Below are 19,609 nucleotides of genomic sequence, written 5' to 3' on the forward strand. Positions count from 1 at the left end.
GAGGAGACACTATGAGTGAGCTTTCCCCCGGAGCTTCATCATCACGTGTCTCACGGCGCAAGCCGGCCCCGAACGCAGAAGTCTCCCCGAACGGAAACCCCGATCCACTGCAGGATCTGTTGCACGCGCTGCAGGCGATGCGCGCCGGCGACTTCTCGGTGCGGATGACCGGCGATCACATCGGCATCGAGGGCAAGATTGCCGACACCTTCAACGAAATCGTCGCCGCCAATCAACGCATGGCGCAGCAACTGGAGCGCGTCGGACAGGTCGTCGGCCGCGAAGGCAAGACGAGACAGCGCGTCAAATTCGACCTATCGAGCGGTTCGTGGGCGGATATGGAAGGGTCCGTCAACACACTGATCGACGATCTGTTGTGGCCGACCCGTGAAGTCACCCGGGCGGTCGCGGCGGTCGCGCAAGGCGACCTGCTGCAGACCGTGAAGCTCGACGTCGACGGCCGCCCGCTGGGCGGCGAATTCCTGCAGTCGGCCAACATCGTCAACACCATGATCAAGCAGCTTAGCGTGTTCACCTCCGAGGTGACCCGCGTGGCGCGCGAGGTCGGCACCGAAGGCAAGCTCGGCGGTCAGGCCCAGGTGCCGGAGGTGACCGGCGTCTGGAAGGACTTGACCGAGAGCGTCAACTCGATGGCCAACAACCTGACCGGCCAGGTCCGCAACATCGCCGAAGTCACCATCGCGGTGGCCAATGGCGACCTCTCGAAGAAGATCACGGTCGACGTCCGCGGCGAGATCCTGCAGTTGAAGGAAGCCATCAACACGATGGTGGACCAGCTTCGCTCCTTTGCCTCCGAAGTCACCCGCGTCGCCCGCGAAGTCGGCACCGACGGCAAGCTCGGCGGCCAGGCCATCGTGCCCGGCGTCGCCGGCACCTGGAAGGATCTGACCGACTCGGTGAACGCGATGTGCGGCAACCTCACCGCACAGGTCCGCAACATCGCCAACGTCACCACCGCGGTCGCCCGCGGCGACCTGTCGCGCAAGATCACGGTGGACGTCCGCGGCGAAATCCTCGAGCTGAAGGACACCATCAACACGATGGTCGACCAGCTCAACTCGTTCGCCTCGGAAGTGACGCGTGTGGCGCGCGAGGTCGGCACCGAAGGCAAGCTCGGCGGTCAGGCCCAGGTGCCCGGCGTCGCCGGCACCTGGAAGGACCTCACCGACAACGTCAACTTCATGGCCTCCAACCTGACGGCGCAGGTCCGCAACATCGCCGACGTCGCCACCGCGATCGCCGGCGGCGACCTGTCCAAGAAGATCACCGTCAACGTGTCGGGCGAGATCCTTCAGTTGAAGGAGACGCTGAACACGATGGTCGACCAGCTCAACGCCTTCGCCGGCGAAGTGACGCGCGTGGCGCGCGAGGTCGGCACCGAGGGACGGCTCGGCGGCCAGGCCAACGTGCTCGGCGTCGCCGGCACCTGGAAGGATTTGACGGAAAGCGTCAACTCGATGGCGTCGAACCTGACGGCGCAGGTCCGTAACATCGCCGAAGTGACGACCGCGGTCGCCAACGGCGACCTGTCGAAGAAGATCACGGTCGACGTGCGCGGCGAAATCCTGGAGCTGAAGGACACCGTGAACACGATGGTCGACCAGCTCAACGCCTTCGCCGGCGAGGTCACGCGCGTGGCGCGCGAAGTCGGCACCGAAGGCAAGCTCGGCGGCCAGGCGCTGGTGCGCGGCGTCGCCGGCACCTGGAAGGACCTCACCGACAGCGTCAACTCGATGGCGAGCAATTTGACCGGGCAGGTCCGCAACATCGCCGAAGTCGCGACCGCGGTTGCCAAGGGCGACCTGTCGAAGAAGATCACCGTCAACGTGTCGGGCGAAATCCTGCAGTTGAAGGAAACGCTGAACACGATGGTGGACCAGCTCAACGCCTTCGCCGGCGAAGTGACGCGCGTCGCGCGCGAGGTCGGCACCGACGGCAAGCTCGGCGGCCAGGCCGAAGTGCCCGGCGTCGCCGGCACCTGGAAGGATCTCACCGACAGCGTCAACTCGATGGCCGGCAATTTGACGGCGCAGGTTCGCAACATCGCCGAGGTCGCGACCGCGATCGCCGGCGGCGACCTGTCGCGCAAGATCACGGTCGACGTCCGCGGCGAGATCCTGCAGCTCAAGGAAACGCTCAACACCATGGTCGACCAGCTCAATCGCTTTGCTGGCGAGGTGACGCGCGTGGCGCGCGAAGTCGGCACCGAAGGCCGCCTCGGCGGTCAGGCCAACGTGCCCGGCGTCGCCGGCACCTGGAAGGACCTGACCGACAACGTCAACTCGATGGCCGGCAACCTGACCGGCCAGGTCCGCAACATCGCTGAAGTGACCACCGCGGTCGCCAAGGGCGACCTCTCCAAGAAGATCACGGTCGACGTCAAGGGCGAAATTCTAGAGCTGAAGAACACCGTCAACACCATGGTCGACCAGCTCAACGCCTTCGCCTCGGAAGTCACGCGCGTGGCGCGCGAGGTCGGCACCGAAGGCAAGCTCGGCGGCCAAGCCGAAGTGCCCGAAGTCGCCGGCACCTGGAAGGACCTCACCGACAACGTCAACTTCATGGCCTCGAACCTGACGGCCCAGGTCCGCAACATTGCCGAGGTCGCCACCGCCATCGCCGGCGGCGACCTGTCGAAAAAAATTACGGTCGACGTCCGCGGCGAGATCCTGCTGCTCAAGGACACCCTGAATACAATGGTGGAGCAGTTGCGCTCGTTCGCGGCCGAAGTGACCCGCGTGGCGCGCGAGGTCGGCACCGAGGGACGCCTCGGCGGCCAGGCGGTGGTGCCCGGCGTCGGCGGAACGTTCAAGGACCTGACCGACAACGTCAACCTGCTGGCGGCCAACCTCACCACCCAGGTCCGCAACATCGCCGAAGTCACTACCGCCGTGGCGCGCGGCGACCTGTCGCGCAAGATCACGGTCGACGTGAAGGGCGAAATCCTCGAACTGAAGAACACCATCAACACGATGGTCGACCAGTTGAACGCGTTTGCCGGCGAAGTGACGCGCGTGGCGCGCGAGGTCGGCACCGAGGGTAAGCTCGGCGGTCAGGCGCAAGTGCCCGGCGTCGCCGGCACCTGGAAGGACCTCACCGATACCGTGAACTTCATGGCCGCCAACCTGACCGAACAGGTTCGCGGCATCGTCAAGGTGGTGACGGCGGTCGCCAACGGCGACCTGAAGCAGAACCTGACCGTGAAATCGAAGGGCGAAGTCGCAGCGCTTGCCGACACCATCAACAACATGACCGAAACGCTGGCCACCTTCGCCGACCAGGTCACCAGCGTGGCGCGCGAAGTCGGCGTCGAGGGACGGCTGGGCGGCCAGGCCAACGTGCCCGGCGCCGCCGGCACCTGGAAGGACCTCACCGGCAACGTCAATCTGCTTGCCGCCAACCTCACCTCTCAGGTGCGCGCCATCGCCGAGGTCGCGACCGCCGTGACCAAGGGCGACCTGACGCGCTCGATCCAGGTCGATGCGCGCGGCGAAGTCGCCGAACTCAAGGACAATATCAATACCATGATCGGCAACCTGCGCCTCACCACCCAGGTGAATACCGAGCAGGACTGGCTGAAGACCAACCTCGCCAAATTCACCAACATGCTGCAGGGACAGCGCGACCTCACCACGGTGGGACGCCTGCTGCTGACCGAACTGGCGCCGCTGATCAACGCCCACATGGGCGTGATCTACCAGGTGGAGAATCCTGAGAACCCGCAGCTGCGCCTGCTCTCCGCCTATGCGGGCGACAGCATCAACCCCCATCCGCTGGTCGTGCAATTCGGCGACGGGCTAGTCGGCCAGTGCGCCATGGACAAGCGCCAGCGGCTGTTGTCGGACATCCCGACCGACACCGCCCCGATCCATTCGGCGCTGCTGCGCGTGGTCCCAAGAAACCTGGTGGTTTTTCCGGTTCTGTTCGAAAACCAGGTCAAGGCCGTGATCGAGCTCTCCTCCGTCAGCTCGTTCACCACTTCGCAAATGACCTTCCTCGAACAGCTTACCGACAGCATCGGCATCGTGCTCAACTCGATCGAGGCCACGATGCAAACCGAAGGCCTGCTGACGCAATCCCAGCAGCTCGCCGGCGAATTGCAGACCCAGCAGAAGGAACTGCAACAGACCAACGAACAGCTCGAACAGAAGGCGCAGCAGCTCGCCGAGCGCAACGTCGAGGTGGAAAGAAAGAACCAGGAAATCGAACAGGCGCGGCGCGCGCTCGAGGAAAAGGCCACCGAGCTGTCGCTGACCTCGAAATACAAGTCCGAATTCCTGGCCAACATGTCGCATGAGCTGCGTACGCCGCTCAACAGCATCCTGATTCTCGGCCAGCAGCTCACCGAGAACCCCGACGGCAATCTGTCGGCAAAGCAGGTCGAGTTCGCCCGCACCATCCACGGCGCCGGCACCGATCTTCTGAATCTGATCAGCGACATTCTCGATCTGTCGAAGATCGAGTCCGGAACCGTGACCGTCGACGCCGAGGAAATCCTGACCCAGAACCTGCTGGAGACCGTCGGACGGCCGTTCAAGCACGAAGCCGAGAACCGCCATCTCTCGTTCGGCATCAGCGTCGACGAGAACCTGAGCCGCAGCATGGTGACGGATTCCAAACGGCTTCAACAAGTTCTCAAGAACCTGCTGTCGAACGCCTTCAAGTTCACGGCCGAGGGTGGCGTCAAGCTGACCGTATCGGCCGCGATCGGCGGCTGGAGCATCGATCACCCGATCCTGAATCATGCGCCCGCCGTCGTTGCCTTTGAGGTGACTGACACCGGCATCGGCATACCCTTGGAAAAGCAAAAGCTGATCTTCGAGGCGTTCCAGCAGGCCGACGCCGGCACGAGCCGCAAATACGGCGGTACCGGCCTCGGTCTTGCCATCAGCCGCGAACTCGCAAGCCTGCTCGGCGGCGAAATCCATCTGCGCAGCGCGCCGGGCAAAGGCAGCACCTTCGTGCTTTATCTGCCGCTGAAGTATTCCGGACCCACGATCGCGCAGCGCCCGCCCTCGCCTTACGTCACGGCGCCGGCGCTGCAGGTCACGGCGACGCAAGAGCGGGTGATCGAACAGTTGCCGGATGACCGGCTCAATCTCGAGCCGGGAGATACGATCCTCCTAATCGTCGAGGACGATCCGCATTACGCACGGGTGCTGATCGATCTGGCCCGCGACAAGGGCTTCAAGGTGCTCGTCGCCAGTCGCGGCGCCGAAGCGCTCGATCTCGCCAAGCAATTCCAGCCATCGGCGGTTTCGCTCGACGTCTTCCTGCCGGACATGCTGGGCTGGACCGTGCTGAGCCAGCTCAAGCATAATCCGCTGACCCGCCACATCCCGGTTCAGATCATCACGCTCGACGAAGACCGCCAGCACGCGCTGGCGCGCGGCGCGTTTTCCTTTGTCAACAAGCCGACGACGACCGAGGGCGTCAGCGCGGCGCTGAGCCAGATCAGGGAATATGCCAAGCCGCGGCGCAAGCGTCTGCTGATCGTGGAAGACAACGCCGCGGAGCAGATGAGCATCAAGGCGCTGCTCGATCACGACGACATCGAGATCCTGACCACCGACACCGGCGCCGGCGCGCTGTCGACGCTGCGCGACAACCCATGCGACTGCGTCGTGCTGGATCTGCGACTGCCCGACATGAGCGGTTTCGAGGTGCTCGACCGGATCCGCAACGACGAAACGCTGTCGAACGTGCCGGTGGTCGTGTTCACCGGACGGGAACTTTCGGCGGAGGAAGATGCGGAACTCCACACCATGGCCCGAAGCATCGTGGTGAAAGGCGTGGAGTCGCCGGAACGCCTGCTCGACGAAACGTCGCTGTTTCTGCACCGTGTGATCACGGAATTGCCGGTCGAGAAGCAGAGGATGCTGGAGAAACTCAATAGTTCCGATGAGGATCTCGTTGGCAAGATCGCGTTGCTGGTGGATGACGACGCCCGCAATATCTTTGCACTCTCCAGCGTGCTGGAACGGCGCGGCATGAAGGTGCTGACGGCAACGACCGGCCATGAGGCCGTTGCGCTGGTAGAGTCGACCCCCAACATCGCGATCGTGCTGATGGACATCATGATGCCGCAGATGGACGGCTATCAGACCATCGGCGTCATCCGGCAGAACCCGTCGTTCGGCCGCCTCCCCATTATCGCGCTCACTGCCAAGGCCATGAAGGGCGACCGCGAAAAGTGCCTTGAGGCCGGCGCTTCGGATTATCTCGCCAAGCCCGTCAACACCGAGCAATTGCTGCTCGCCATTCGAATGTGGCTACACCGCTGATCGGCGCAAGCAGATGATGGAACATGAGAAGGTAAACATTCTTCTGGTGGACGATCAGCCGGCCAAGCTGCTTGCCTACGAGGTCATCCTGAAGGAACTCGGCGAGAACCTGGTCTCGGCCTCGTCCGGCCGCGAGGCGCTCGAGTTCCTGCTCAAGAACGACGTCGCCATCATTCTGGTCGACGTCTGCATGCCGGAACTCGACGGCTTCGAACTCGCCGCCATGATCCGCGAACATCCCCGCTTCCAGAAGACGGCGATGATCTTCATCTCGGCGATCCAGGTCAGCGATATCGACCGCCTGCGCGGCTACGAAATGGGCGCGGTTGACTACGTCCCGGTGCCGGTCGTGCCCGAGGTCTTGCGCGCCAAGATCAAGGTGTTCGCCGAGCTCTACCGCAAGACCCGCGAGCTGGAGCGGCTCAACGTCGAGCTCGAGGACCGCGTCCGCGCCCGCACCGCCGAACTGGAGGAATCCCACGCCCGTCTCGTGGAGAGCGAGCAGCGCCGTAGCCTGGCGATCGCCGCGGGAAAGATGGGGTCTTGGGACTGGGACTGGGTCAACGGCGACTGCTTGTGGGACGAGGGCCAGTATCAAATTCTCGGCGTCGATTCCGCCAGCTTCGAACTGACGCCGGGCAATATCCAGGGCGTGTTTCACCCGGGCGACCTTCACAAATTGCGCGAGGCATGGGCGAGCTTCGCCAGGGGCGCGAAATCATACGAGGCCGAATTCCGGATCGTGCGGCCGAACGGCGAGGTGCGCTGGTGCACCGGAACGGCAGCCGCAAGCACCGACAAGGACGGCCGCGTGATTCGTGTCAGCGGCGTCACCGTTGACATTACCGAGCGCAAGCAGGCCGAAGAGCGTCAGAACCTCCTGGCCCGCGAAGTCGATCACCGCGCCAAGAACGCGCTAGCGCTGGCGCAATCCATCGTCCGGCTGACACGCGGCGAAAACGTGAAGTCCTACATTCGCTCGGTCGAGGGCCGGATCAATGCGCTCGCGCGGGTGCACACCGTGCTCTCGCTGTCGGGCTGGCAAGGCGCCGAAATAAGGAAGCTGATCGACGAAGAGTTCGCGCCTTATTCCGCAAGCGATCAGATCGCGTTACGCGGTCCTGAAATCCAGTTGATACCCGCCACGGCGCAAACCCTCGCCCTGGCCCTGCACGAACTCGTCACCAATTCCGCCAAGTACGGCGCCCTGTCGGTGCAGTCGGGCCGGCTGTCGGTGAATTGGGAAAACCAGTCTGATCTGCTCAAGCTCGTATGGACCGAGACAGGCGGTCCGCACGTCGAGAAACCGGTCTCACGGGGGTTTGGCACACGAAGCGTGATCGCCAGCATCGAATCCCAACTCAGCGGCAGAGCGGAGTTCGACTGGCGGCCGGAGGGCCTGGTTTGCTGTCTTTCCGTCCCGCTATCGCCGCTTCGCCTCGCTGCCGATCCACTTCCGCCGCGCGAGGCTGCCGCGATCTGAAACCTGCCGCGCGGCACGCGATGGCGTGGACAACGAACGAAATGGAGCGTGGTTCGCCGGCCGTGCCGGAGCTACCGCGCCGCCGCGACCGGTGGCCGGACCGGACCTTGCGCCGCCTCGACCGCGCGCATCAGGTCGTGTGGACGAAACGGCTTTTGCAGGCAGACGACATCCGACAGGCCGTGGGATTCAGAGAGGAAGTCCAGCGCCGTCATGCCGGATATTGCGACTACGGGCAAATCGGGCACACGTTCGCGCAGCATGCCGATCAGATCGGACCCATTGCTGCCCTGCAGGAAGATATCGACGATTGCGAGATCGAAGCCCTGCTCCCCGAACGCATTCAGCGCCGCAGCCGCGCTGGCGGCTTCGACGATTTCGAACTGGTTGATCCGCAGCACGATGGAGATCATCGCGCGCACATCGGATTGGTCGTCAATAACAAGGACGCGGGGCATCCAATTCTCCCGGCTCGATCGTGCAACAACCTGCCGCGATATTCTCGACTTTCAATGGAATGTCGCAGTCATTATTCCCCGGGTGGTAAAGGGCCGGTTACTTGCCCGGCCGCCTTTTCGCTCCCGCACCGATTAGGTAACATGTAACCTTGAGTTGATTCCGCAAGTCGCCCCCTTATCGGCTGGATTGCCGGTCCCGGCGAATACCTTATGGTACGTGGTGGGTGCGGATCTTTTGGCGCGTACGATGCCAGTTTGCCGGAGACGACAATGCAGACAGGTAGCGAGCGCAACATCTTTCTCTCGACCATGCCCGCGACCGGCAGGGATCGTACGGCGGCGGCGTCGATCGTCGTCGTCTCCGCGTTGCTGTTTGCGTGCGCCCTGCCTTTTGCCGGTGTGCCGCTTACCCCGGTTCCGGCCTTTGTCGCGAGCTATCAATCCGCGCTGGCGATCAACGACCTGATCACCGCGGTCCTGCTGTTTTCGCAATTCGGGGTTTCACGCTCGCGGGCGCTGCTGCTGCTTGCCAGCGGTTATCTGTTCACGGCGGTCGCGGCCGTGGTTCACGCCCTCACCTTTCCCGGCCTGTTCGCACCCGGCGGGTTGCTCGGCGCGGGCCCTCAGACCACCGTCTGGCTCTTCATGATCTGGCATGGCGGATTTCCGCTGCTGGTGCTCGGCTATGCTGCGCTGAAGGCACGCGATAACGGCATGAGGATGCAGGGCTCGCCCGGGAGGGCGATCCTGGGAAGTATTGCAGCGGTGGTGGTGGCGATGGCCGCATTCACCGCGGTCGTCACCGCCGGCCACGACATTCTGCCGATCCTGCTGAAGGACGGGCACTACACGCCCGTCATGCTCGGCGTGGTTTCGACGGTGTGGTGCCTCAGCCTGGCGGCGCTGGCCATGCTATGGTCTCGGCGGCCGCATTCCGTCCTCGACATCTGGCTGATGGTCGTGCTCTGCGCCTGGCTGTTCGACATCGCATTGTCGGCCATCCTCAATGTGGCGCGGTTCGATCTCGGCTTCTATCTCGGCCGGATCTACGGGCTGTGCGCCGCCAGTTTCGTGCTGGCCGTGCTGTTGATCGACAATGTCGGCCTGCAGGCGCAACTGTCCCGCCTGCTCGGAAAGCTCCGCCATCAGGCCACCTCCGAGAGAAATCTTCGCACCGAGCGGGAGCGCATTTTCAGCGCGGTCGTGGAATCATCCAACGACGCCATCATCACCAAGGCGCTCGACGGCACCATCACCGCCTGGAACGGGGCCGCCGAGCGCCTGTTCGGCTATACGTCGGCGGAGGCCGTCGGCCAGCACATCGACATCATCGTCCCGCCGGACCGGCGCGCCGAGGTCGGCGACATCCTCGACCGTGTCGCCAAGGGTGAACGGGTCCAGCAATACGAAACCTCGCGCAACCGCAAGGACGGCAGCAATATCGAGGTTTCGCTGAGCGTCTCTCCGATCAGGTCTGCCTCCGGCGAAATCGTCGGCGCTTCCAAGACCGCGCGCGACGTTACCGAAAGCAAGCGGACGCTGAAAGCACTCACCGCGGAAGTCGAAGAGCGCCAGCGCATTTTCGAGACCTCGCACGACCTCATCCTGGTGACCGATACCGCCGGGAATTTCATCCAGGTCAGCCCGAGCGCCACCACCATTCTCGGTTACGAGCCGGCCGAGATGATCGGGCACAGCGCCGTGGAGTTCATCCACCCCGACGATCTCGAAAACACCCGCAGCGAGATGCGAACGGCGCGACGGGGACTGAGCAAGCGGAGTTTCGAGACCCGCTATATCAGCAAGGACGGAAAGGCGGTCGCGCTGAACTGGAGCGGGACATGGTCGGAACCGGTCAGGCGCCACTTCTTCATCGGCCGCGACCTCACGGAAAAGCAGGCCGCCGAAGCCCAGCTGCGGCACGTACAGAAGATGGATGCGATCGGCCAACTGACCGGCGGTGTCGCGCATGACTTCAACAACATCCTGACCGTGATTACCGGAACCATCGGAATCCTGGAGGAAGCCGTCGCCGGCCAGCCCGAGCTCGTAGCCATCGCCAAGCTGATCGACGAAGCCGCCGAACGCGGCGCGAGCCTGACCAAGCATCTGCTGGCCTTTGCCCGCAAGCAGCCGCTGCAGCCGCGCGAGATCGACGTCAATTCGCTGGTGCTGGAGGCCGCCAAGCTGCTGCATCCGACGCTTGGCGAGCATGTCGAGATCAAGCCGCTGCTGGCCGACGACGCATGGACGGCCCTGGTCGATCCGAGCCAGCTCACCACGGCGGTGCTGAATCTGGCCCTCAACGCCCGCGATGCGATGCCGCATGGCGGCAAGCTCGCGCTCGAGACCAACAACGTCTTTCTCGACGAAAACTACGCCAGCATGCACAGCGAGGTGACGCCGGGCAATTACGTCATGGTCGCCGTGAGCGATACCGGCACCGGCATCCCCGCGGCCCTGCTCGAGCGGGTATTCGATCCCTTCTTCACCACCAAGGAAGTCGGCAAGGGCACCGGGCTCGGCCTCAGCATGGTGTTCGGCTTCGTCAAGCAGTCGGGCGGGCACATCAAGATTTACAGCGAGGAAGGCCACGGCACATCCGTCAAGATGTACCTGCCGCGGGCGACCGGATTGAACCAGACCATTATGGAGCAGCTGGTCTCGGCTAACGTCGAGGGCGGTCACGAAACCGTCCTCGTCGTCGAGGACGATTCGATGGTGCGGCGCTATGTGGTGACCCAGATCGAGAGCCTGGGCTATACCACACTCGAGGCAGCCAACGCCGCCGACGCCCTGAAGATCCTCGACACCGCGCAGATCGATCTGCTGTTCACCGACGTGATCATGCCGGGTATCATGAACGGCCGCCAACTGGTCGAGGAGGCGCTCAAGCGGCAGCCGACGCTCAAGATCCTGTACACGTCCGGATATACCGAGAACGCCATCGTCCATCACGGCCGCCTCGATTCCGGCGTGCTGCTGCTCGCCAAGCCCTATCGCAAATCCGAACTCGCCAGGATGCTCCGGCTGGCGCTTGCCAGTTGAAGCATTCCACGCGGCTGATATATCGGGTGTGGAAGGCCCGCCTGGACGGGCCCGTGGACAGGGCTTCTTGAAGAATCTCCTCACCGATATCGCCGGCGTTCGCGTCGGTCACGCCGACGATGCGGCGATTGCCTCCGGCGTCACCGCCATCATTTTCGATTCTCCCGCGGTGGCGTCGGTCGACGTCCGCGGCGGCGGCCCCGGCACCCGCGAGGAATCGGTGCTTCATCTCGAAGGTACCGTGGATGCGATTGACGCGATCGCACTGTCCGGCGGCTCGGCGCTTGGATTGGATACCGCGGGCGGCGTGCAGGCCTGGCTCGCCGAGCAGGGCCGCGGCCTGCGGATACGCGAGGCGCTCGTTCCGATCGTTCCGGGCGCCATCTGCTTCGATCTGCTGAACGGCGGCAACAAGGCGTGGGGACGCTTCCCGCCCTACCGCGATCTCGGTTACGCCGCGGCCCGCGCCACCAGCACCGACTTCGCGCTGGGCAGCGTCGGCGCCGGCCTCGGCGCCACAACGGCCAATTTCAAGGGCGGCCTCGGCTCCGCTTCTGCGCAAACCGGCGACGGCGTCACGGTCGGCGCGCTTGCGGTGGTCAACGCCGTCGGCAGCGTCACGGTCGGCGACGGGCCGTGGTTCTGGGCGGCACCGTTCGAGGTGGGCCACGAGTACGGCGGACGCGGACTTCCGCCGTCCTTCAATTCCGAGATGCTGAAGGCGCGGCTCAAAGGTGGCCCGGAGGCGACGTCTGCGGAAAACACCACGCTGGTGGTCGTCGTCACCGACGCCGTGCTGACCAAGCCGCAGGCCAGGCGGCTGGCGATGATCGCGCAAACCGGAATGGCGCGCGCGATCTATCCCGTCCACGCGCCGCTCGACGGCGACGTGGTGTTTGCGGCGGCGACCGGCCAGAAGCCGATCGATCCGCTGTTCGGTCTTACCGAACTCGGCATGGTGGCCGCCAATACGGTCGCCCGCGCCATTGCGCGCGGCGTCCATGCGGCGACTGCGCTGCCCTTTCCCGGCGCGCTACCGGCGTGGGGGGATCGCTTCGGCTAGGGCTCTTTGGTTTGACGCGTTTTCTCTACGCGAACCGGTGTCCACTTCGCTCGAAAACGCTATGCCCGCCGGATCTCAGGTTCAGACGCTCACCGACAGCGAAGACGTCGCCGAGGACGCAATCGAGCTGGCCTCGCGCTGGATCAACTGCTCGATGAAATTATAGGACGACGTTGCCGCACTCGACGAGCTTCCGCTGGCGGGCGACGTCATCGTGACCTTGGATCCATCGGCGTAGGTCAAGGACGTCGTCGTCGAGCCATCGCTGTTGGTGGTGGAGGTAGAGGAGGCCCCCTGCAGCGCCGCCAATAGCGGATCGGTGTTGGATCCATCGGCGGTTCCGGAACCGCCCGCACCGTGATGACGGTGACCGCCCTTGCCGCCGGCGCCCTTCAGGGCCGAAGCCATCTCGCCGAGGCTGACCGAGCCGTCGCCGTTCCTGTCGAGTTTTGAGAAAACGCTATCGGCCGCTTTGAGATTGGTGCCGCCGGCGCCGAGCGCGTTCTCGAATTCGGATTTGGTGATCTTGCCGTCGCCATCGGCGTCGATCTGTGAGAACAGGTCCTTCAGCGCGCTCGAGGCGCCCGTGGTCGACGCTGACGTGGTCGACCCCGTCGAGGACTGGCTCTGGGCGTCGAGCAGCGCGCTCATGGTCTGCGGCGATATCTGCGAACCGCCGCCGCTGGAACCCGCACTCGAAGCGGTCGAAGCCTGGGTGCTGCTGCCCGACAGATCGAACGGATTGGAGGCAGCCTGCGTGAAGCCCGTGGACGTCGTGGACGCCGACTTCGACGACGTCAGCGACTTGAGAGCTTCGATCGCCGCGGATGCAGCGCCTAAGGCGAGGAACATGGCCGAACTCCGACAACGCCGCATCATGCGGCTCAGCTACTGCGGATTAGCTCAGCAAGGCCTGTGCCACGGCGAAAAACCCAATAAAATCGGGCTTTCCTCTGCTTGATCCGGCCCGCATGGTCGGCAATTGGTGCCCGGCTGCGGCAGATTTTTCCGCCCACAGGACAGGTTGCCGCTGCATTGCCCCCGGCCCTGCTGCATGTTAGGCGGAGTTATTCATCTCCTTTGCAAGAGTTTTGGGAAACGCACATGTCTCAGCCATTCGCGTCACGTCCCCTCGTCATCGCACCGTCGATCCTGGCGGCGGACTTCGCCAAGCTTGGCGAAGAGGTCCGCGCTGTGGACGCGGCCGGCGCCGACTGGATCCATCTCGACGTGATGGACGGACATTTCGTTCCCAACATTTCCTACGGCCCCGACGTCATCAAGGCGATGCGCCCGCATACCAAGAAGATCTTCGACGCGCATCTGATGATCACGCCCTGCGATCCCTATCTCGAAGCCTTCGCCAAGGCCGGCTGCGATCACATCACCGTCCATGCCGAAGCCGGCCCGCATCTGCATCGTTCGCTGCAGGCGATCCGCGCGCTCGGCAAGAAGGCCGGCGTCTCGCTCAATCCGGGCACGCCGGTCAGCGCGATCGAATATGTCATCGACCTGATCGACCTCGTGCTTGTCATGTCGGTCAATCCCGGCTTCGGCGGCCAGGCCTTCATCCAATCCGCGCTCGGCAAGGTCGGCGATATCCGCGCGATGACCGCCGGCCGACCGATCGACATCGAGGTCGATGGCGGCGTCGGCCCTGACGTGTCCGGCCAGCTCGCAGCCGCCGGTGCCAATGCGCTGGTCGCGGGCTCCGCTGTATTCAAGGGCGGCACTGTGGAATCCTACAAGGCCAACATTGCCGCCATTCGAAATGCGGCCGCGATGGCGCGCGGCGAAGCGATCTGAGTTTTGTAGTCTTGTAGGGTAGGCAACGCCGTGCCCACCAGTTATTTCGGTAATGCAAATGGTGGGCACGCTACGCTTTGCCCACCCTGCGAAGCTGGCGCCGTCATTGCGGGCGAAGCGCCTATCGGTTGTCATCCCCCCGCGCATTGTTTAGCCCGGGGACATAGCCGACACCTGTTCGGAGACATCACTGACACTTTGGCCTGCCGTCAAGTCGATCGATGCGACCTGCCAGCTGGCAAAGAATATTCCGTACAGGCCTTCGCGCGCGAGCGGCCTGCGCCGGCCTGATCGCCGCACCAAGCAAAACTTCAGCTATGAATTCCCGTCGCCTCATTCCGCGCACGCCCCATCATGCGCCGGAAGTGGAAGGTAGCCCGCATGAGCGAAGCGATATGCGGGTAACCATTAGGGACGATCCCGGATGTCGCTCTGCTCATCCGGGCTACGCTTGCGGCGCGCCCAGTATGCATTCCGACATTGGCTGCGTAGAGAGGCCGCCTCGCGGCGGCCTCTCTCATTTAAATGCGATTACAGCAGATCAATCAGCTTTTCGAAGCGCTCCTCGCCCAAGCAAGGGACGCCGCAGCTATCGGAACCACCTCGCCGACGTCGACCACGGGAACGACATTAACGTCGTTCCAAAAATTGTACTTTGAGACGAACGTGACGATGACCTTGGGGTCGCTGGCCTCGGCCAGCACGTAACCGCCGTTACCGGCCAAGTTCGAGACGAACGCGTGGACCGTCAAACCGTCTTCCGGCTTCCACTTGCCGAACGCGGTCAGGAGAGCTTCCGAGCCCGCAAAACCTTCGTCGTGGGTGAGCCCGTTTGAGCGGATGGTGTATTCAATCATGTATTTCATGAAGTCCCTCCTCCCTCTGACATTCGGGCACACGTTGCCCTAGTCGTGAGTCACAATGGCAAAGCGAAGGTTCAAGGGTCAGGCGCGCTGATGCGTCAAAAAGCTGCCATTTCCGGTCTACCCCTAACAGCCGACGTGGAAAGAGTGTTAGGATTAGTCGGTGCGGCTCAATAGGCAACTTGAACGTGCTCCAGATGGGCGTGCCTCAATCTCCAGGATGCGGGGTCTGCCCGGAGAAGTTCATTTTGAGATAGTGAAGCCACTCACATTTGTCTGCTTTTGGAGGGGGTAACATTGGCTCAGCTTCTTACTTCTAAGGAGGCGCGTGATGCTAACGGCAATCAACGACCGAAACCCCGAACATAACGCTCGCGACTGGATGGTGACGCTTGTGGGTTGTGTCGGCTTTCCAACATTGAATGTGTTGCGAAGGACGTCCGGTGAAAGCAAACCGAAGCCACTCTGGAAACAATTCGACGATACACATCATTGGGATTCAACCGCAGAGGAATGGGTCCCCAACGATCCGACGTGATCGCCGATCCAGGACGCCGACGGAGCTGCCGCTGACTTCTTCCAGGCCTCGAGCGCCTGCACCCGTGCAAACCACGCCTGCACGTTCTCGTAACCCGTGACCGGCAACTCTGCCGCGGCCGTGTGCATCAGCGGCGAGGCAATCGCCAGATCGGCCAGGGTCAATTTGTCCTGCGCAATCCACCTGTTTCGAGCCAGGTGATCATCGAGCACCTGCACTGCTGCCGCGAGCAACGCCTCGCCGCGCCCGATCTCGGCCATATCGGGTGCGCCGGACCCGCCAACCATGTTCTTCGAAACCCGTTCCCGACTGATGAAGCCGACCGCCGGCGTGAAGTGATAAGCGGACCAGAACAGCCATCGATTAACGTCGGCGCGCGCCCGGATATCCCGAGGGTAGAGATCCTGCCCCGGCGATCCATCCGCCAGATATTGCATGATGGCGTGCGACTCCCACAGGCAGAACCCGTCGTCGTCCAATAGCGGGACCTTTCCGTTTGGATTTAGCCGTAGGTATTCTGGCGCCTTGTGTTCCCCTTTCAGGAGATCGACCACAACCCGTTCGAGCCTTACGTTCAAGTGGATTGCGGTCATCACGACACGACGCGAGTTCGACGAGAGCGGGTGATAATACAAGCGCATCCTGGTCCCCTCCAATTGGGAGTGCGCCGATAGGTTGCCCGTCGATCGATATGGTGACCACCCGAAACCCGATTTCATCCGGGTCGCGGACCTGACCAAAAAACAATGAGGCCGCCCCGGGAGGCGGCCTCGCACGTTTCGGAACTCAGCAGAATTGTACGGTTCAGTGACGGAATTCTCGGCGCTATTTCCTTCGCTGATCGTTCATTCTGTCACCGGGTGACAGTTCGGAAGCGCCCTTGGACATTCCAGTCGTTCCCGGTTCCTTCATGCGCGTGCCCGGCGCAAATTCAGACGCACCCTTTTGGGTTTGCGTTCGGGAATCCCGCATTTGATCGCCTGGCGAAAATTCGGATGCGCCTTTGGTCTTCTGTGCGAAGGCAGGGGATGCGCCGATCACGAGAGCGGCAGCAACTAGTACAGCTTTCTTCATTTCAGCCTCGTCTGGTTTCGAGCGAATTCGCTCGGGTCGGATGGAACCTGGCGCGAAACGTCCGGTGAGCCGGACCAAAGCGCCGAGGTGACACCAACAATCGCTTGGGCCGATAATCGTTCCGTCGAACGGCCTGCGATGGAACCCGACGCTTCATGGTCCGGCCACAATGGCGGGTCAGCATTGATTCCTGTATTCAAAGGATCCGGAAGATGATCAAGGCCCTCGCCAGCGCGGCAACAATTCTGTTACTCGCGTCCTCCGTGGCATTCGCGCAGAACCGCGCCGGCGACGCCGCGCTGGGCGCGGTTTCCGGCGCGGTCGTGCTGGGTCCGATCGGCGCAGTCGCCGGAGCGTTCATCGGTTATTCGGCTGGACCTTCGATCGCGCGATCATGGGGAATGGATGGATCGCGGTCCTCGCGCCATCGCAGGCAGGCCTCTAGCGGGACTGTGCGCGGTGCGCGCGCAGAAGCGGTGAGCCCGGCCGGCCCGCGTCCCGCCGATCAAACTGAGAAGAATCCGCGCGTCGCGAGTTCGCGGAGCGAAGCCGCGGCTCCTGCCCCGGCTCCAGCTGCGGCACCTCCCGCGCCTGCGGCGACGACGCCACCGGTCCAGACGCTCGAGTGAGCATCGGCATCTTCTGATCCGGCGTCAGCCGTTGTCGGCTTGCTGCGGCATCGCCACCGCCAACCGCGGCGGTCGCACCACCGTCACGGTGCAGGCGGCTTCGGCCGCGACCTTGGCCGAGACGCTGCCGAGCAGCGTGCGCAGCATCGAATTCTGCCGTGCACCGATCACGATATGGTCGACATGATTGACCCCCGTGAATTCCAGGATCGCGGCCGCGGGATCGACGGCCTCCAGCACATGCACGGTCAACCTGCTTTCATCGAGACCCAGCGGCGAGGCCCAGTGCCGGAGCGCGACGAGACGATCGATATGCTTGTTGTTGCCCTGTTCGTCGAGCGTCCGGTCGATGGTGATACGGCCGAGCTTCAGCACGTTCAGGCAGGCGAGCCGCGCCGACGGCAATGTCGCCAGCAAATGCGCCGCCGTCATGCGCAGGCATTCGTTGAGCGGTCCCGACCCCTCCTCGGTGTCGAGCGCGACGGCCACGATCGGACCCGATGCCAGTTGGACGGCCACGTCCGACTTCGGTTTCGGCTGGGTCATTCCGCCATTGAAGCGGCGGCGCCACACCGTGCTGAGCGGATCGCGTTTCAGCCGCTCCGATCGCGCGGTCAGCTTGACCTGATCGGGATGGGCGAGGTCGAAGGCCAGTTGCGCAGCCGTCGGATAGCGCCAGACCGGATCGATCTCGAGGCAGCGCAGCACGATCTCCTGCAGCCAGGGCGGATAGTCCGGCCTCAACTGGCGTGGCGGATAGGGATCGCGCCACAGTCGCCGCCGCATGCCGTGCAGGGTTTCGCTCTCGCCGAACGGCCGCACGCCGGTGGTGAAGAAGTACAGCAGCACGCCGAGCGAAAACAGATCGCTGCGCGGATCGTCGCGCACGCCGAGCAAACGCTCCGGCGCCATGTAGGGCGCGGTGCCGTAAGGCAGGCGGAATTCCTCCTGCAGCAGGTCCGGCAACAGGTTGTGATGCGCCAGTCCGTAGTCGATCAGCACGCACTCCCCCGAGGGACGAAACATGATGCTGCTTGGCTTGATATCGTGATGGATGACGTTCTGCCGGTGCAGGTCGGCCAGTGCAGTCGCGATCTTGCCGGCGATGACCCTGGCCTCTTGATACGGGATCGGCAGTTCGTTGATCCGGCTGTACAGCGTCGGGCCTGCGATGCGTTCGATCACGACATAGGCCTGACGGGCGAAATCGCCGGTGCCGAAACATCCGGGGACATGCGGGCCGGCAAGCCGCGGTAGGATCATCTGCTCCATCTCGAAGCTGACAATCGCCGCCGGATCCTCACCCTCGGAGACCCGCGGCACTTTCATCAACAGCGGCACCGTGATGCCGGGGTGGGTGACGGTCCACAGCGTCGCCATGCCGCCGCGATGGACGCACTCCCCGATCGTAAAGCCGTCGAGTTGCTCGCCCTCAACGATCGAAGGTTTTGCCATCCCTCACCTCCCGATCAGCAGGCGATCGGCGAGCCAGTGCGGCAGGCCGTTGGCGCGAATCCGGTCGGCCGCCGCGATGACGTCATAGGGCACGCGGCAAAAGGCGATCTCGCGGGTCGTGGTATCGAGCATGATAAACGCCGCCGCTGGATTGCCGTCGCGCGGCTGCCCGACCGAGCCCGCGACCGCAAGCCAGCGCCGGCCGCTCAGCAATTGCACCGGCGTTTCGGAGGTCGGGATGAAGCTCGTCATCTTCGCCGCCGATGACATCGAATAAAGCGCGGGCTTGTGGATGTGTCCGCAGAACGTGACATGGGCATCGGTCGCCTCGATGCTGTCCGCGGCATCCGACGTGCTCCGGACGTAATGCCAGCGCGCCGGATGCGAGGCTTCCGAATGCACGTAGAGGCGATCGCCTTCCTGGCGCTTCAGCGGCAATTCCGCCAGAAAGCGCCGCTGCGGCGCGCTCAGCCTGCCCCGCGTCCACTCGATCGCGGCCTGGGCTTCGGCGTTCATGGTTTCGGATGCGGTGCCGATGGCGGCGTCATGATTGCCAATAACGGCGATCGCCCCGTCCTTGACGAGATCCATCACGGTCTCGACCGCCCATTCCGGATCGGCGCCGTAGCCGACGATATCGCCGAGGCAAATGATCTGTTCCGCACCGCGCGCCCGTGCGGAATCCAAGCACGCACTGAATGCCTGCCGGTTGGCATGAATGTCCGCAAAGACCGCAAGCCGCAATTGTTCCTCCACCTCGATCATCGCGCTGGCGCGTTGGGCGTGACTTGATGGATATCAAACAATAGCGACTTGCGGCCCGCAATCGTGCGGAAGGCGTATGGGGGGAGACTGACGCTATTTTGGGTTCGACCGCCCGCTTGTAT

At 63.5% G+C, this 19,609-nt stretch carries 12 protein-coding genes and 1 pseudogene; 5 read left to right on the forward strand and 8 right to left on the reverse strand.

Annotation, left to right across the window (positions count from 1 at the left end; all coding sequences use genetic code 11):
* Window positions 1-11 precede the first annotated feature (11 nt).
* Together FFI89_RS21810 and FFI89_RS21815 are read left to right on the forward strand one after the other, a co-directional pair.
* Entirely contained in the window at window positions 12-6,305 is a 6,294-nt protein-coding gene (locus tag FFI89_RS21810) for a HAMP domain-containing protein (RefSeq protein WP_138829691.1), read from the forward strand.
* Between the two features lie 16 nt (window positions 6,306-6,321).
* Window positions 6,322-7,788 carry a sensor histidine kinase gene (locus tag FFI89_RS21815; RefSeq protein WP_138835551.1) on the forward strand — a complete coding sequence of 489 codons (1,467 nt, stop codon included), beginning with the start codon at window positions 6,322-6,324 and terminating at the stop codon, window positions 7,786-7,788.
* 71 nt (window positions 7,789-7,859) lie between these two features.
* Here the strand turns inward: FFI89_RS21815 and FFI89_RS21820 are convergent, their stop codons facing one another.
* Entirely contained in the window at window positions 7,860-8,246 is a 387-nt protein-coding gene (locus tag FFI89_RS21820; protein WP_138829692.1) for a response regulator, read from the reverse strand.
* 270 nt (window positions 8,247-8,516) lie between these two features.
* Here FFI89_RS21820 and FFI89_RS21825 point away from each other — a divergent pair, with 270 nt between their 5' ends.
* Window positions 8,517-11,294 (forward strand): PAS domain S-box protein, encoded by a 2,778-nt coding sequence (locus FFI89_RS21825; RefSeq protein WP_138829693.1) that lies wholly within the window; start codon window positions 8,517-8,519, stop codon window positions 11,292-11,294.
* Between the two features lie 67 nt (window positions 11,295-11,361).
* On the forward strand, window positions 11,362-12,357 hold the full coding sequence (locus tag FFI89_RS21830; protein WP_138829694.1) for a P1 family peptidase: 996 nt from the start codon (window positions 11,362-11,364) through the stop codon (window positions 12,355-12,357).
* 81 nt (window positions 12,358-12,438) lie between these two features.
* On the opposite strand, the gene FFI89_RS21835 is transcribed toward FFI89_RS21830, so the two are convergent.
* On the reverse strand, window positions 12,439-13,209 hold the full coding sequence (locus tag FFI89_RS21835) for an EF-hand domain-containing protein (protein ID WP_138829695.1): 771 nt from the start codon (window positions 13,207-13,209) through the stop codon (window positions 12,439-12,441).
* A 252-nt stretch (window positions 13,210-13,461) separates the two neighbouring features.
* On the opposite strand from FFI89_RS21835, the gene rpe reads away from it, so the two are divergent.
* Window positions 13,462-14,163: a ribulose-phosphate 3-epimerase gene (gene rpe, locus FFI89_RS21840; protein WP_138829696.1), complete on the forward strand. Its 702-nt coding sequence runs from the start codon at window positions 13,462-13,464 to the stop codon at window positions 14,161-14,163.
* Between the two features lie 150 nt (window positions 14,164-14,313).
* Here rpe and FFI89_RS34970 read toward each other — a convergent pair.
* The 6 genes and pseudogenes from FFI89_RS34970 to FFI89_RS21875 all read right to left on the reverse strand — a co-directional run.
* Window positions 14,314-14,442 (reverse strand): annotated as a pseudogene (locus tag FFI89_RS34970) (IS481 family transposase); the annotation flags it as partial.
* A gap of 266 nt (window positions 14,443-14,708) precedes the next feature.
* Window positions 14,709-15,029, reverse strand: a complete 321-nt coding sequence (locus tag FFI89_RS21850; RefSeq protein WP_138829697.1) for a DUF3303 domain-containing protein — start codon at window positions 15,027-15,029, stop codon at window positions 14,709-14,711.
* 486 nt (window positions 15,030-15,515) lie between these two features.
* Window positions 15,516-16,205 carry a glutathione S-transferase family protein gene (locus tag FFI89_RS21855; protein WP_138829698.1) on the reverse strand — a complete coding sequence of 230 codons (690 nt, stop codon included), beginning with the start codon at window positions 16,203-16,205 and terminating at the stop codon, window positions 15,516-15,518.
* A 184-nt stretch (window positions 16,206-16,389) separates the two neighbouring features.
* Window positions 16,390-16,638, reverse strand: coding sequence for a hypothetical protein (locus FFI89_RS21860; RefSeq protein ID WP_138829699.1), 249 nt, complete (start codon window positions 16,636-16,638; stop codon window positions 16,390-16,392).
* Between the two features lie 653 nt (window positions 16,639-17,291).
* Window positions 17,292-18,722, reverse strand: coding sequence for a bifunctional serine/threonine-protein kinase/universal stress protein (locus FFI89_RS21870; protein WP_138829701.1), 1,431 nt, complete (start codon window positions 18,720-18,722; stop codon window positions 17,292-17,294).
* A 3-nt stretch (window positions 18,723-18,725) separates the two neighbouring features.
* Window positions 18,726-19,466, reverse strand: a complete 741-nt coding sequence (locus FFI89_RS21875; protein ID WP_138835554.1) for a metallophosphoesterase — start codon at window positions 19,464-19,466, stop codon at window positions 18,726-18,728.
* Between the last annotated feature and the right edge of the window lie 143 nt (window positions 19,467-19,609).

It is taken from the genome of Bradyrhizobium sp. KBS0727 (genome assembly GCF_005937885.2).
Classification (GTDB): domain Bacteria; phylum Pseudomonadota; class Alphaproteobacteria; order Rhizobiales; family Xanthobacteraceae; genus Bradyrhizobium.

Coding starts and splice junctions, on each gene's coding strand:
- FFI89_RS21860 (WP_138829699.1), bottom strand. CDS start 16,638: ATGAAGAAAGCTGTACTAGTTGCTGCCGCTCTCGTGATCGGCGCATCC.
- FFI89_RS21850 (WP_138829697.1), bottom strand. CDS start 15,029: ATGAAATACATGATTGAATACACCATCCGCTCAAACGGGCTCACCCAC.
- FFI89_RS21870 (WP_138829701.1), bottom strand. CDS start 18,722: ATGGCAAAACCTTCGATCGTTGAGGGCGAGCAACTCGACGGCTTTACG.
- FFI89_RS21815 (WP_138835551.1), top strand. CDS start 6,322: ATGGAACATGAGAAGGTAAACATTCTTCTGGTGGACGATCAGCCGGCC.
- FFI89_RS21810 (WP_138829691.1), top strand. CDS start 12: ATGAGTGAGCTTTCCCCCGGAGCTTCATCATCACGTGTCTCACGGCGC.
- FFI89_RS21855 (WP_138829698.1), bottom strand. CDS start 16,205: ATGCGCTTGTATTATCACCCGCTCTCGTCGAACTCGCGTCGTGTCGTG.
- rpe (WP_138829696.1), top strand. CDS start 13,462: ATGTCTCAGCCATTCGCGTCACGTCCCCTCGTCATCGCACCGTCGATC.
- FFI89_RS21825 (WP_138829693.1), top strand. CDS start 8,517: ATGCAGACAGGTAGCGAGCGCAACATCTTTCTCTCGACCATGCCCGCG.
- FFI89_RS21835 (WP_138829695.1), bottom strand. CDS start 13,209: ATGTTCCTCGCCTTAGGCGCTGCATCCGCGGCGATCGAAGCTCTCAAG.
- FFI89_RS21820 (WP_138829692.1), bottom strand. CDS start 8,246: ATGCCCCGCGTCCTTGTTATTGACGACCAATCCGATGTGCGCGCGATG.